Source organism: Algoriphagus kandeliae (assembly GCF_004571135.1).
GTDB lineage: Bacteria > Bacteroidota > Bacteroidia > Cytophagales > Cyclobacteriaceae > Algoriphagus > Algoriphagus kandeliae.
On sequence record NZ_SPSB01000003.1, the window covers coordinates 731446 to 746453 of the forward strand.

Genomic DNA, 15008 nt, shown 5'->3' on the forward strand with positions numbered 1-15008 from the left:
TTAGAAATAATTAACATTATTAAAAAAATATCTTCCTGATTTTTTAAAACTTTTTAATTGATATCAACAAATCACTACCAAAGTGCTTTTTTGAAATATGAACAAGTCCCATTATCTACTATTTCTCCTCCTAGGAATTCTTTCTTGCCAAAGCGTCCTTCAGCCTTCAGATTGGGATACCAAGCAGATTCAAATTGCACGAGATGAATTCGGTGTTCCTCACATTTTTGGAAACACAGATGCCGATGTGGCATATGGTTTGGCATGGGCACATTCGGAGGATGACTTTAATACCATTCAACAAACACTATTAGCCGGGAAAGCCTTAGTCGGAAGAGTGTATGGAGCAGATGGAGCAGCGGTAGATTTTTTTGTTCACTTACTTGAAACCAGAAGAATTGCGAAAGAAAAATATGAAAACGCCTTCTCCGAAGAATTTCAGGCTGTTTTAGAAGGATATGCCGCAGGAATTAATGATTATGCTGAAAGTCATCCTGATGAAATTTTATACAAGGGAGCCTTCCCTGTAAGTACTATTGACATTACTTCAGCCTATATTTTATCTTTGGCACAAATGTCAGGTGCCGATCGGGCTGTTCAACAAATTGTAAATGGAAAAGCCGGTAAAGTTCTTCCCGATCCCAACCCAAAAGGTTCAAACGCCATTGCAATTCACCCTTCCCGAACTTCCTCTGGAGAGAGTTTTTTAGCGATCAATTCCCACCAACCTCTAGAAGGACCTGTTTCTTGGTATGAAGCCCACCTCCACTCTGAAGAAGGATGGAATATGCTGGGTGGTTTATTCCCTGGAGGAGCAATGATATTTCATGGAGTTAATGAAAATTTGGGGTGGGCGCACACAGTGAATTTCCCAGACCTGCTCGACACTTACCAATTAGAAATCCATCCCGAAAATCCGAACTTATATCGAGTGGATGATGATTGGCTGGAATTGGAAGAACGGACTGTATGGCTAAAAGTAAAATTATGGGACTTTTTGACCTTACCTGTTCCCAAAAAAGTCTGGAAAAGTATTTATGGGCCTACCCTAGTGACCGAACAAGGGACTTTCTCTATCCGATTAGGGGCGATGGATCGAATAGGTGCCCCAGAACAATGGTGGAGAATGAACAAGGCGAAAAATTTCTCCGAATGGAAAACTGCTATGGAAAGCTTACAATTAACCAGTTTCAACACCGTATATGCGGATAAATTTGACACCATTTTTTATGTCAGCAATGCAGTGCTTCCTAAGCGAAACCCAGTCTTTGACTATGAAGAAACTGTTCCGGGAAATACTTTAGATAGTTTTTGGGAGGATTATCATGATTTCGAGGAATTACCTCAATACCTCAACCCTAACTCAGGTTACCTTTTCAACACCAACCATAGTCCATTCACAGGATCAGGATTGAAGGATAATTTATCTGCGGAAGACTTTCCTAAGGAAATGAGTTTCTCACTTAGAGAAAATAACCGGTCTGTCCGTTTCCGTGAAATAATGCCCGACTCTGGGATTATTTCTTGGGATGATTTTGAACGAATCAAATTTGACGATCAACTCCCAGAACAACTAGCCTTCCGAACCAATATGGATAGTTTATTCTTGTTGGATCCGGAAAAATACCCAGAGATTAAACCTCAAATCGAGGTTCTTCAACAATGGAACAAACGTGCCCCAATTGACTCTGAGGGTGCTGCTCTTTTTGCCTTTAGCTATTATTACTGGAGAGATAAATTCAACGAAACTGGAAGACCATGGGAATCTACCTTGACTGAGGCTGAAGCAGTGGAAGGCTTGGAAGCGGCAAAAGCACACTTTGAAAGTAATTTTGGAAAGGAGCTTGTCACGCTGGGTGAATATCAGAAACTCGTACGCGGGGAAAAAGCCTTACCGCTTTGGGGACTAGATGACGTGATTACAGCCATGCGTTCCGAACCTTGGGAAAATGGTATGCGAAAGGGAGCCCAGGGAGAATCTTATATCATGATGGTTCGATTTGGAAAAGGCCTTCCACAAATCGAAACCATCAATGTATATGGTGCAAGCAATCGTCCCGAAAGCCCTCATTATGACGATCAAATGGAGCGCTATCTGAAACGAGAATTAAAACCAATGACCTTGGACAAGGATTCAGTACTGAAGCAGGCAATTAGAATCTATCATCCAGGAGAGAGCTAACTCATTCACCCAAATATTCCACTGAGCCTTGTCTTCTTCGATCGACTTGAAGCTTGAGGACATCCGGTCTGGAATAATGGCCAACTGCATCGAAGTTCTGTCTTTCTTCAAAAACCCGGTTTAAATCCAATGTTTCAATCAACAGGCCTTCTTGATGAAGAACAGGCTCCAAAATCCATTTTCCATCTGGACCTGCAATACAGCTGCCTCCATCTGCCAAGACATCCGGGCAGTTTTCCAAAATAAAATCCAAATGAGGGGTATCAGCAGGAAAATCACTTTTCCGCATTGGGCTGCCTACAGAAACCACGAAAGACCGACTCTCCTGTGCTATCATTCGAGTGATTAACTCAGTATTTCGAACCGACCCGGGCCAAACAGCAATGTGAAGATTTTCACCTTGACCATAAAGCGAGGTACGCGCCAAAGGCATCCAGTTTTCCCAGCAATTGAGTCCTCCCACTCGGAAACTTTTCAAATCATGAACTTGTAATCCATGACCATCTCCTGGAGACCAAGTCAAGCGTTCATCATAGGTCGGTTGAAGCTTGCGGTGAACGGAACAAATTTGGCCCGATTCATTGATGTATACCAAAGAGCAATAGAGACTATGCCCTCCTCGATCGAGTGGCCGTTCAATGATTCCTAGATAAATGGCAATTTTATTATCTCTCGCCAAATTTTGGATTTCTCTTAAATCCCCCCTCTCCAGCTGAACAGCATTTCTCATATAGTGAGCATGGATTTCTTTTTGGATGCGATCATCCCATGCAGACGCATTGGTAATGGAGGTCCACCAAGGATATCCCGGTACCAATCCTTCTCCAAAAACAATGAGTTCACAGTTTTGATCAGCGGCCTCCTGAATGGAATTTTTCACTTTTTCAAGAGTAGCAATTTTATCTAGCCAAACAGGAGCAATTTGAGCAAGAGCTATTTTTAGTCGATTTTCCATGCTCGAAGAACGTAATTTTCAAATCAAAATTCCAAAAAAAACGGTCTCAAATGAGACCGCCTTTTTTCTATTCACTAAACCAACTTTTATTCTTTTATGTGTTGATGATTTCGGGTTCCACATCAACTAATGCTACAGCCCCATGAATGGCTGTTTCATCCAATTCAGAAAGCAATATCTGCACATGCTCCAAAACTGTAGGATAAGCGAAGCTGGACAAGGATTTTTTCAGGGAAGCTTCAAAAAGTGGGTAGGTTTTACGAATTGATCCACCCAAGACAATTGCCTCCGGAGCTAATGCAAACAGGATATGTTTAATCAGTTCTCCTAAATGAGCTCCATATTCTTCAAAAGCCTTTAAAGCTTCGGGATCACCGGCTTTTGCTCTTTTAGCTAAAACTTTGGGCTTAGAATCATAATAATGATGGAAAAACTTCCCGCTGCAATAATGCTCAAAATTATGCTCGAGATAAGGTGCACTACACCATTCCCCTGCCGCAGAATTAACCCCAGAATACAAATGACCATTGATTACAATCCCGGCTCCCACGCCGGTCCCTAAGGTGATTCCTACTAGGTTTTTGAAAGGTTTTCCTACTCCAAATTTATGAACCCCAATTGCAAAGCAATTTGCGTCATTGTTGATAAAAACCGGTTTTGCAAAACGCTCTTGGAGGAATCTAGCTAGTTCTACATGCTGAAAGGCCGGAATATTTGCCAAACCTAAAACCTCACCTTTTTCCACATCTACCAGCCCGGGAATTCCTATTCCAATCCCAGCAATATCATAGCCCATATAAGACTCGATAAATAAGGCAATTGTCTCCAAAATAAATTCTTGGGATTCCTTTGCCGGAGTGGGAATAGAACGAACATCCTCTAGGTGACCTTTCACAAGGACTCCTCCTTTGATTCCTGTTCCCCCAATATCAAGTCCCAGAATGGCTTTTTCCATGTGCTGAGGTTATTTGGTCTATTTTAGGTTTATAGGTTTTTGAAGCTTTTCTATACTTCAATCAATTAAATCATCCCTTCAATGGATTTTTCCAGCTCTCTCGCTGTAGCCAGGAATTCCTCCACGTTCATATCACGGAAGAAAATCAACCCGTGACTTGCTCGCACCTTGGCTCGCTCATGCAAGTAGAAGTAATTTTTACCCAAAAGAAGCTGAATATCATTTAGCTGACTAACCCAAATTCGCTTGGCAACGGTACTAAACTTACCATTGTGCGAATAGCTTGGGAAAGAAGCATTTACTTGGCTGAGGTAGCAGTTTGCGAAAGAATCCTCCATCACAGACATATCCCCAAGAGAAACCGGAACGACCACGTTGGCTTCATGCGGTTCGAATTTAAACCAAACATTTCGATAGCCAATAATTCGCAAATCACTGATATCCTTTTCCTCTCCCCACTTTTTCACAGCAGCTGCAGTTGCCTGAAGCACCTTGTAATGGGTATCAGGACCGGAACCTTCCGGATCGAGTGTCAAGCTAATCTTTGTAGGGTTAACTTTTCGGAACAATTCCACGATCGGTTCCACATCTCGGGTTTTGTCAGGCTGTTCGGTGAAAATATCCCCTGTATAAAAGCCTAAGCGAAGATGGTGAACATTTTTAACCTGAACACCGAAATGAGCCCAAACCAATTCCTCCTCAAACTCCCGGATCATTCCCTTCAGTTTTTGAATTTTGGATGGATTTTTCTCTCCATCATAGCTTTTACGTAGGATGCTGATCACATCATTGATGGTCTCACGCAACTGGGTCTTATTCTTAATTCCGTAGATTGTCACTAATGCTCTTACTACCCGGTGGCAAAGTCCTCGCTTTCGTGCAGCTTCATTCTCAGAGGCAACATTGGTCAAATAATGATAGACATCCTTGTCTGTTTTCAGACTGTAACCTACCTCAAAGAAATCCTCATAATTCACCATCTGGATCTTGTTTTCATCCAGCAATTTTTTGGTATGCTGAAGGGTATCGATCACAAAGGAGTTTGTAACAGCCGTAAAGCCCGAAGTCAAGACTGAAAAATGAGCTTCATTCGTTGGCTCATGCAACTGATTGGTAATGTGAGGTAGAATTCCCAGAGAAATATCATCATGGTGAGGTCCCGTATGAAGGAGCCGCTGATTCTTTTCTTGTTCTAAGCCTCGGGCTAATTTATCCTCTACACTTTTCATCACCTGACCAACTGTCTCTTCTGACAAATCAGGTATCAATTTGCAGTATTTGTCCGCTTTCAAATCGCTTAATTTCAAGCGGTGACCATATTTATTCAGCCTCTTACAAAGTTCGATTACTGCTCGTTCTGTTTTCTCAAAGGTCCATTCACCTTTTTGATAATAAGCATCTACTGAATCGGTCAATTTAACAGCAGCGCCTTTGGTCAAATAAAAGCGCCCATTCTTAAGCTTTTGAAGTACTGTAGCCGGATAGACATTATTCAGCTTGGTCTCCAAAGAATCTTTGACAATACCAGCCTTCGCTTCTCCAGCCGCAATGATGATGGCAACAGCTTCAGGATTGTAAACAATGGTATCCAATCCAATGGTTATCACCAATCGGTTTGCTGAAACCTCAATACCACCCAAATCTCCTGCAGCTACTGCTTGAGTCTCAAAGTTGGTCTCAGTCAAACGGGTGACAGAATAGATATGAGATCCACGAGTATTGAAGGCAATGTGACCATCCGGACCAATCCCTCCTAAGAAAAAACCAATACCTCCCAGATCACGAATTTTCTTCTCATAATCGGCACACCACTGATCAATCATGTATATAGATTCCTGCTGCAGCTTCTCCAAGTCTGTGACAGGATCCCTAAATCGCAAAGACAAATCAACCTTCAAGTCAGGAAAAATCTCGCTATAATGCTTTCCTTGGGCAAGCGGAATTTCATCTGAATTTATCAGAATGGCTTTCTCCTTGGAAAGGCCAAATCCTTGAATGTAGAACTTGTTGACGTAATCGTAAAAGCTATTATGCTGGGTAGAGGCAATGGGATAAAACTCATCAATCTGCACAAAAGTCAAATCCTTGAGAACCGGTTTTTTGGTATTTCCCAACCCGTACTTTTCCCGAATTTCCTTCCCTTTTTTACTATCCCAATTATCCAATAAATATTGGGTCCACTTAATAAAAAACTCCGGCGTTTTACCTGTTGGTAAACTGATTACGCCTTGAGGATTTTCTGCCGCCCATTCCAAAAAGCGACAAGCGGTCAATAATCCCAGTTTAGGAAAATTATCCACCGTGAGATAAGGAATCAAGGTAGAAATCTTGTCGATTCCGGATTCTTCGAGAAAATGTTTCTCAACTTCTGAAAGAGGATAGTTGCTGAGCATGTTGATAAAGCAGATTTGCGTTAAGTAAGGTTTATTGTACTTCTCTCAATTTCAATTTTCCAAAGAAAATCCAAAGTGCAATCGATTGACTTCCAAAATAAATTTTTCTTAATAAATATCTGTAAAATTTTATTAGGAAATCATTGCTTATTGCCTCAGATTATTCAATCAAACAAAATTAAAAAACTTTATTGAATAAAAAATGACTTTTATAAATTTTTTATAAAAGTATCTGAAATCAATGAAATTTATAGACTCTTCGTAAATGAAATCCGCATTCTTGCCTGGAAATCCCGAATAACTTTAAAAATCTCAATCAATGTCACATTCTGAACCTTGGTAAGCTTTTCCATTCGCAGCCAATTCAGAGGCTTGGAAGACCCTGCCAAGAGAAGTTCTGCTTGATTTTCTAGACGCATAGCCATTAGATAAGAAAATGCATGAATCAATTCCTGACTTTCGGCATCTGAAAAAACCCCTCGATCTCTCAATTTTATAATTCGTTCAATCGTGTTGGTTTCTTGAATTTGATACTTTAAGGCATAGACACGGGCAAGGTCTACCATAGTCCGCATGGCATGTTTGAGATTGAATTGTTTTTCCCCATCGATTTTCTCTGTTCGGATTTGCCTGAAAAAAGTCAAAGGTGGCTCGTATTGAAGTGCATTGTATCCCAGATTAATAAAGAATCGCTCAGGCGCTTTATCCAATAATTGGTTCATGTGTTGTTTCAGGTCATCCAGCAGTTTCTCTTCTCCATAGATCGCCCGACAATCAAAAAAAGTGGCATAATTCATAGCAGTCTCCTGTGAGGCATCGGAGATCCAATTTTCATAATTTCGCTTCCAATGAGATAAAGAGTGGGTCCATTTGGGATTCATCGCCATCAACTCTCCTTCACAAAAGACAATCCCAATCTGATCCAATGCCGTAGATACTCTCGTCGCAAAATCCAAAAAATAAGCCCGTACTTTTTCACGTTGTTCATTGGCTTTATCTTCATAAATGATGGCGTTGTCCTGATCTGTTTTGAGCGTCAGTTCTCCTCTCCCTTCACTCCCCAAAACAAAAAAGACAAACTTTGCTGGAGCTGGACCGATTTCTTTGATGACTCGCTCAATCACCCGCTGGGTAATAGTATCTGCCACTGTCGAAATAATCTGATTGACGATGCTAGCTTTCATTCCCCTGCTTAATAGCAAGTGAATGATTTCAGGCATCCGTTGCCATTTTGCTTTGAGTTCAGGAATTTGTCGAGCCTCCTTGACCGATTGGATGAACATGAAAGGCCCTTGACTTTGTTCGGTAAGGATCTTTGTTCTACTAATCCAACCAATAAATTGATCAGCTTCCTTTACTAATAGATAACGGGATTTTGTCCGGAACATCAGCATCAAAGCCTCCACCAAACTGGCTTCGGGATGAATCGAGACCATAGATGACTCCATGATTTCACGGACAGGTGTTACTATGGGAAGTCCTTTTGCCAAAACCTTATCACGCAAAGTAATATCCGTAATAAAGCCCTGAATAGCCTCCTGAGACTCTCCGATGAAAAGACAACTGACTTGTTCTTTGGCCATTTGGGCCGCGCACTCCTGAATAGTAGCGGTGGGCTTGGCCATTCGGAGATGACGAAAATGAAGGTCCCGAACGAACTTTGAATAAAATTGATCAGAAATAAAGTCGGTGCGATTTTTCATCTTTCCCAAATTAGCCAATCTTTGGGTTTTCTTCTACAATGAAAAAATATACGCTCATCATCGTTACTGGAGTTTCAGGAACTGGAAAAACCACACTTGGGACAGCTTTGTCAAAGGAACTAGGGATTCCCTTTTATGATGCAGATAATTTTCATCCTGCAGAAAACATAGCAAAGATGAGCTCAGGTATTCCGCTAAATGACGAGGACAGGAAACCCTGGCTTGAAGCTTTGGCTTCCAAATTGAAAGAATCCAAGGCATCGGGTGGATGCATTTTGGCTTGCTCAGCCTTAAAAGAAAGTTATCGAAAAGTTCTTTCAATCGATCCAAGCATTTATTGGATTCACTTAAAAGGTGACCGAGACTTGATCTGGGAGCGAATGAAAGCCCGGAAAAACCATTATATGAAGGCTGAAATGCTAGATTCCCAATTTGCCACCTGGGAAGAGCCAGATTACGGATATAAACTTTCCATAGCCCAAAGCCCCGGGACAATGCTTGAGGAAACATTGGATTTTTTAAAGAAATAGAAATTACAGGATCGGATTGGAATAGCGAATTCAAAGGGCGAAATTGAATTTCAAACCCTAATAAGCCTTCCATGAAACGGATACGTTATTCACTCACCCTTCTACTTTCATTTATTTTCATAAATCTTTTCGCTCAGGACGTTTTGGTCACGAATGTGAACATTGTGACTATGGATGGAGAGGAAGTATTGGAAAATCACGCTGTCTTTGTGAAAGATGGAAAAATTGACAAAATCATTCCTCTGACTCCTCAAACACCCCGAATGTCCCATGAAAACATGGTTGATGGTCAAGGAGCCTATATTTTTCCGGGATTAGCGGAATTTCACACCCACCTTCCAGTAGCCAATGATGGCAGCACCCAACTTCAGGAGGAATCGCTTTGGCTATATCTCGCTAATGGTGTTCTTCGAATCCGAAGTATGCTGGGGCATCCTAGCCATGTAGAATTGAGAAAAAGGGTGAATGCGGGAGAAATCCCAGGGCCTCGGGTTTTTATTTCAGGGCCATCTTTCAATGGGAATTCGGTCAGCAGTCCTGAGCAAGCCGCTCAAATGGTTAGAGATCAAAAAGAGGCAGGATACGACCATTTGAAAATCCACCCTGGAGTAGAATTGGATGAAATGTGGGCCATTTCAGCAACTGCTAAAGAAGTAGGAATTCCATTTGGAGGCCATGTGCCATTAGCCGTTGGAATCCGAAATGCTTTGGCAAGCGGGTTTAAATCTGTTGAGCATATGGATGGCTACATGGAAGGACTTTTGCCGGATGATTTAGTCATCGACCCTACTACTTCCGGACCTTTCAATTTGAATTTGGTAGGTCAGGTTCAAATGGAAAAACTTCCTGCTTTAATCAAGCAAACCAAAGAGCAGGGGACATACATTGCTCCGACTCTGACACTTTTTGATCGTTATTTCGGATACATTCCAGCAGACGAATTCCGTCAGGCTCCTGAAATGAAGTACCTTCCCGGACCGCTAATTCAACAATGGGTGAATACCAAAAAGCAAATGGAGCGTGCTGGAATGTTAGAAAAAGAAATTGTAGCACCTTATCTACAATTCAGAAATCAACTTTTCATGGCCCTTCATGAAGCCAGGATCCCCATGATTATGGCCTCTGACTCCCCTCAGGTATTTAACGTACCTGGTTTTTCCATTCACCATGAGATAGCCTTAATGTCCAAAGCAGGAATGTCCAATTATGAGATTTTGAAAACTGGTTCAGTCGAACCAGCCCGCTACATGGGGAAGGAGCAAGAATGGGGAATGATTCAGGAAGGAATGGCCGCCGATTTTGTCATGGTCAAAGAAAATCCATTGAAAAACTTAGAAACCATGCAGAAACCCTTGGGAGTAGTTATCCGGGGAGAGTGGATCAGTGGAGAAAAGCTTCAAGCTGAATTAGATAGAATTGAAAAAAATCACGAACGGAAATAAGCAAAAAAACTATGAAATCGAACATCGTACTTTACTTTCTATTTGCGGGATGCTTGGTTTCAGCTTGTTCCCAAAAATCAACCCAAGAACCCATGCGCGAAGAAATTGATCTGACAATAGAAGCCAAGCAGGTGGCTGAGTACCAAGGAAAGCCAGTTTTTGAATATTTGCTCGGAAATGGCACCATGCAAGTCGAATTATCCAATTATGGAGGGCTGGTTTCCAAAATCATAGTGCCGGATAAAAATGGAAAACTGGAAAATATTGCTCTGACGCTAGACCATGTGGAAGACTTTTTAACCAAGCCTAATCCTTTTTTCGGAGCAACGGCAGGGCGAGTGGCCAACCGAATTGCCAATGCGGAATTCAGGCTTGACGGAACCACCTATAAATTGGCAAAGACAAATGGAAATAATCACCTCCATGGAGGAGTAGAAGGCTTTAACAAGAAAGTTTGGACTCCAGAGATATACTCAAATGATTCGGTTGTTGGGGTAAAGATGACCTATCTTAGCAAAGATGGAGAGGAAGGCTACCCCGGGAATTTGGAAACCACGCTTTGGATGGAGTTGACAACTGATAACACCCTAAGAATTCGATTTGAAGCAATTACCGATAAAAAGACCATCGTTAATCTCACAAACCATACTTATTTCAATTTGGGTGGTATGAAGCGAGATGTTTTGGATCATGAATTCCAGTTTTGGGCGGATTATTACACTCCGGTGGATGATGAATTAATTCCTACTGGTGAAGTAAAAGATGTTACCGGAACTCCCTTTGATTTCCGGAGCCCAAAAATTCTTGGGGACCAAATAGCAGCAAATAGAGAAGGGTTTGACCATAACATGGTCAGGAAATTGGAGAAATCACCTGAAATGAAGCACTTCGTTCAGGTTCGCCATCCCGAAACTGGTAGAATCATGGATATGTACTCTGATAATACGGGTGTCCAATTTTATACTGCCAATTTCATTTCCAACTTCCCGGGTGCAGATGGGAAAACTTACGACAAGCATTGGGGTTTTTGCCTTGAATCTCAAAATTGGCCGGATGCAATCAATCATGAAAATTTCCCTAGTCCAATCTTAAATCCCGGGGAAAAATATGAGCATCAAATTGAGTATAAATTCTCAGTTGAAAAATAAAAAGAAACCCTCCAGGTATAATTTGGAGGGTTTTTATTGCAAATTTGATTTTATTAAAATCTAATAAACCGTCAATTTGGGCCGCTCAATCAGCATGGATGAAACAAACTTATTGATTGTCCTAGAAGAGCCTCCCAAATAATTATAAACCCCAACCACACGGGGTGTTATTACGGTTTGGTCATCATATAACTTTGCTTTGATCGTACCCATCGCGAGTATGGCATTTTGGATGGTAGTAGGGTTGATTTCGCTCGGCATGGGAATAATTGATGATATATTATCACCGCTTATTCCCAAGGTTTGCACAGTAAGTGTTCCCGCAATTTTATTGGAAGAAGCCTGAGCCCCAATAGAAAATAAATTCCCTAGATCAACTCCATTTTTATTGACTGTAATACTGGCGGTTAGGCGCAATCCAACTCCTACGTAAACAGGAACAACCGCATCCCCTTCATTCACTGAACGAATTATGGGATCGTAGGAATTCTCTATCTCTGATTTTTCATAACGCGGAAGAACAGAAAAATCAGTCCCATCTTCATTCCTGTACTCAACCCTAAAAAAATCCGTACTGTATTTGATATAATCTAGGATCACCACATAGTTGTGATGGGCTACTCCAATAGAACTTGTTCCAAAATTTAAAACTCCCTCATTGGTCACTTCTGCGATAGCAAGTCGGATTGTTTCATCAGGCATAGCCCCGAGTAGGGTGGAATAATCAATTGTTTTTTGACCCAAATTCTCTACCCAAACCGGCAATGGATCAACAGGATGATAACCGAAAGAACTGGCATTGGAAGAGTCTCCCAAGGTGGTTGGAACCTTGACCGAATTACAACTGCCAAAAGCAATAAGTGAGACAAAAAGAAAAAGTGTTTTTTTCATAGGGCTGGGATTAATGGATCAAAGTATCTATTTAACCCACCATTTCCTAATTGGAAGCTTTCAATAAAATATGGTTGCTAGAATGGGGCATTTTTAAAATCAAGAAGTTTCCATCTTCAAAGCCAATCGTAGGATGATAAACTCTGCTGGTCTGACTAATGCCATCCCGATTTCAACAATTAACTTGCCCTCTAAAATATCTTGTTGCGTCATAGTTTGTCCCAAACCAACTCGGACAAAATAAGCATCTTTCGGAGTGGTGCCTGAAAATGTACCCTGTTGCCAAAACCCCTGTAAAAAGCCCTCACAAAGCGATTTGATCTGCATCCAGGTATTGGCATCGTTCGGTTCAAAAACAAAAGCTTTCAAGCCATTTTTGATTGATTCCTCCACCATCAAATAAGTTCTTTTTACAGACACATATCGCCACTCATTGTCATTCCCGGCTAAAGTTCTTCCTCCCCAAACCACAACTCCCCTTCCTTGGAATTTGCGAATGGCATTAATGGATTTTCCAGCTGGACCTCCTCGATTTAAGTCTTCCTGTTGAGCATTATTCAGTGCTATGGTAGGCTTTTCAAAGCCGTTTATTGATTCTCCTGCAGGAGCTTTCCAAACTCCACGAGAGATATCAGTGGAAGAATAAACTCCTGCCACAGCACCAGCGACAGGCACAGCTTTCAGTTTGTTTGCCATTGCTTTCAGAAGCTGCTGGTATGTGGAACTTACCTGAATAAGAGCCCTATGTAAATCCTTATCTGAAATCCCACTCATATTCAACACATCCTGGGCTTTTTGTTCGAGAAGAATAGCCGATAGGTCGATAGAGGGATCTAAATTTTCAAAGCTGATTGGGATTTGACTTTCAAATCGATCTACCCAAGGATAATAAGCGGCTCCAAAGCTCAAATCGCTACTTCCAATCTCATTTCGGAATTGGTCTATGCAGTCATTGCTAGTATTTCGCTCCTCAAATCCATTGAAGATATCAAAAATGGAAAAGCGATTACCTTCTTTTTTACAATGGCTAAGCATTTCTCGATAGACATCATGGCATTCTCTTCCCAATACTACTGCATCCGGAACTACCAGAATACTAGGCTCTCGAAAATCTTCTAAGGCTTTTAATCCTGAAGAATTACTCATCCCCAGCAACTCCTCTTTTTTGATTTCAACTTCCTTTTGCCCTGCAAAAGTCCCTACAGAAACGATATAGCAAGCTACCCCTCCATTGTTAAAGAAATCATAGATAGCCTGAAAAAGGAAAGTTCTCTGATTAGGTTTTAATTGTACGCTAAGAGATCGATTGGCAATGGAAATTGAATTTGGATCTATGCTACTAGCTGGTACTAAATCAAACTTGGGTACGTACGCTCCTCCAAAATAAATCTGAAACTCAAAAAGGGAATTTACTTTGATTGGTTGATTTATGAGGGATTGGCTATTGGCTTCCGCCTTTTCTGTATAGCCAATAAAGGCTGGGATTGCCGTTTCAACCGGAGCTATAGAAAGTGCACTAAAGCTCACCTCTTCCACATAAATTCCCGGGGTTTGGTAGATTTTTTTGGACATATTTTCTGGTAAAAAAATAAAGATTGAGAATAGAAGTTAAGAATCTTTTTTCACTAGTTTATTTTCTGAAAAAAAGCAATTACCTCATTTAGAATATTTTATAAAGAAAAAGCCATCTTATTTTCACTAATGAAAGCTATTCTACGGCTTTGTCTAATTCAATAATCAAAGCCTCCTTTAAGCTGTTTGTATTTCCAAAGGAGTCAGGGTTAAACCTATTATTATTGCTTAAAATGATGATGGTTTTGTTGCTTTCTAGCATCCGAATTAGAACAGAGTTGGCTCCTAAAATTCCTCCACGCCTTTCCATTAACCTTGGCTTTGAATCCGAAAAGGGGTAATTGTAAGTCCATACACTATACCCTGAGTAGTTATATTCCGGATAAGATTTGTACATCAGTTCTTTACTCTCATTGGAAAGAATTTCCGAACTATACAATCCTTGATCAAGTTTTAAAAGATCTTCCGCGGTTGAGTACATGCACCCGGCAGCATAAAAATTTTCGATAAAAAATAAGGGATCTGCCTTTCTAACCCCATCTTTATTATAGGAGAAAGTATAAGCAAAATCATCAGGAAAATTCCCTTTTTCAAGGAAGCCTGTTTCATTCATTTCAAGCTTTTCTAGAATTCGCTTTTGAACCGAATTTTCCCAAGTTTTTTGATCGAATTTTTCAATAATTAATCCCTGAAGCACGTAATCGATATTAGCGTAATTGAATTCGCCAAATGCATGAGACTCGTTTTCCAAGGTCCTTTCAACAAATTCTTTAGGAGAAGTTGGAGCCAAATAAATCGCGTCATTCTCATTAGGCAAACCCGAAATATGAAGCAACAAATGATGGACAGTTATCCTATCTCCTCCTGGAACTTTGAAATCAGGAAGTAATTCATTTAAGCTGTCCGACAGTTGAATTTCACCTTCTTCTACAAGTTGCAAGATGATAATGGCGGTAAAAAGTTTGGTGATTGATGCTATGCCAAACCTTGAGTTAATTGAAATTGGGGCTTTCTGATTTTCATCTTTAAAACCAAAGGATTGATGATATAAAATACCCCCATTTTCGGCCACCAAAACCGTCCCTTCAAAAAATTCATTTTCCGCAGCTCGCTTCACAATTGCACCAATAGATTCAGGATTTGTTTGAGCTATAGCCTGAATTCCAAAAAGGAAAAAGATGAATAAAGTGAGCGTTTTAGCCATGATTTTTTTTGATTAGGGTCTTTCTATAAAAAT

At 40.8% G+C, this 15008-nt stretch carries 11 protein-coding genes; 4 read left to right on the top strand and 7 right to left on the bottom strand.

Annotation, left to right across the window (positions count from 1 at the left end; genetic code table 11):
* Positions 1–97 precede the first annotated feature (97 nt).
* On the top strand, positions 98–2182 hold the full coding sequence (locus E4S40_RS11770) for an acylase (RefSeq protein WP_135074245.1): 2085 nt from the start codon (positions 98–100) through the stop codon (positions 2180–2182).
* A 1-nt stretch (position 2183) separates the two neighbouring features.
* On the opposite strand, the gene E4S40_RS11775 is transcribed toward E4S40_RS11770, so the two are convergent.
* The 4 genes from E4S40_RS11775 to E4S40_RS11790 all read right to left on the bottom strand — a co-directional run bounded on the left by E4S40_RS11775 (position 2184) and on the right by E4S40_RS11790 (position 8188).
* A complete protein-coding gene (locus tag E4S40_RS11775) occupies positions 2184–3137 on the bottom strand; it encodes a carbon-nitrogen hydrolase family protein (RefSeq protein ID WP_135074247.1) in 954 nt (317 codons plus the stop codon).
* Between the two features lie 94 nt (positions 3138–3231).
* Positions 3232–4092: an ROK family protein gene (locus tag E4S40_RS11780; RefSeq protein ID WP_135074250.1), complete on the bottom strand. Its 861-nt coding sequence runs from the start codon at positions 4090–4092 to the stop codon at positions 3232–3234.
* Between the two features lie 65 nt (positions 4093–4157).
* The gene (locus E4S40_RS11785; protein ID WP_135074252.1) at positions 4158–6485 is read right to left on the bottom strand and encodes a PIG-L family deacetylase; all 2328 of its coding nucleotides are present in this window, start codon (positions 6483–6485) and stop codon (positions 4158–4160) included.
* Between the two features lie 248 nt (positions 6486–6733).
* Positions 6734–8188, bottom strand: a complete 1455-nt coding sequence (locus E4S40_RS11790) for a DUF294 nucleotidyltransferase-like domain-containing protein (RefSeq protein ID WP_135074254.1) — start codon at positions 8186–8188, stop codon at positions 6734–6736.
* 38 nt (positions 8189–8226) lie between these two features.
* Between E4S40_RS11790 and E4S40_RS11795 the strand changes: the two genes are divergently transcribed.
* The 3 genes from E4S40_RS11795 to E4S40_RS11805 all read left to right on the top strand — a co-directional run bounded on the left by E4S40_RS11795 (position 8227) and on the right by E4S40_RS11805 (position 11308).
* Positions 8227–8718 (top strand): gluconokinase, encoded by a 492-nt coding sequence (locus E4S40_RS11795; protein ID WP_135074256.1) that lies wholly within the window; start codon positions 8227–8229, stop codon positions 8716–8718.
* Positions 8719–8789: 71 nt separating this feature from the next.
* A complete protein-coding gene (locus E4S40_RS11800) occupies positions 8790–10160 on the top strand; it encodes an amidohydrolase family protein (RefSeq protein ID WP_135074258.1) in 1371 nt (456 codons plus the stop codon).
* Positions 10161–10171: 11 nt separating this feature from the next.
* Positions 10172–11308: an aldose epimerase family protein gene (locus tag E4S40_RS11805; protein ID WP_135074260.1), complete on the top strand. Its 1137-nt coding sequence runs from the start codon at positions 10172–10174 to the stop codon at positions 11306–11308.
* A gap of 60 nt (positions 11309–11368) precedes the next feature.
* On the opposite strand, the gene E4S40_RS11810 is transcribed toward E4S40_RS11805, so the two are convergent.
* The 3 genes from E4S40_RS11810 to E4S40_RS11820 form a co-directional block, all read right to left on the bottom strand.
* Positions 11369–12199 carry a hypothetical protein gene (locus tag E4S40_RS11810; RefSeq protein WP_135074262.1) on the bottom strand — a complete coding sequence of 277 codons (831 nt, stop codon included), beginning with the start codon at positions 12197–12199 and terminating at the stop codon, positions 11369–11371.
* Positions 12200–12298: 99 nt separating this feature from the next.
* A complete protein-coding gene (locus E4S40_RS11815) occupies positions 12299–13771 on the bottom strand; it encodes a phage tail sheath family protein (RefSeq protein WP_135074264.1) in 1473 nt (490 codons plus the stop codon).
* Between the two features lie 136 nt (positions 13772–13907).
* Positions 13908–14975 (bottom strand): serine hydrolase domain-containing protein, encoded by a 1068-nt coding sequence (locus E4S40_RS11820; protein WP_135074266.1) that lies wholly within the window; start codon positions 14973–14975, stop codon positions 13908–13910.
* Between the last annotated feature and the right edge of the window lie 33 nt (positions 14976–15008).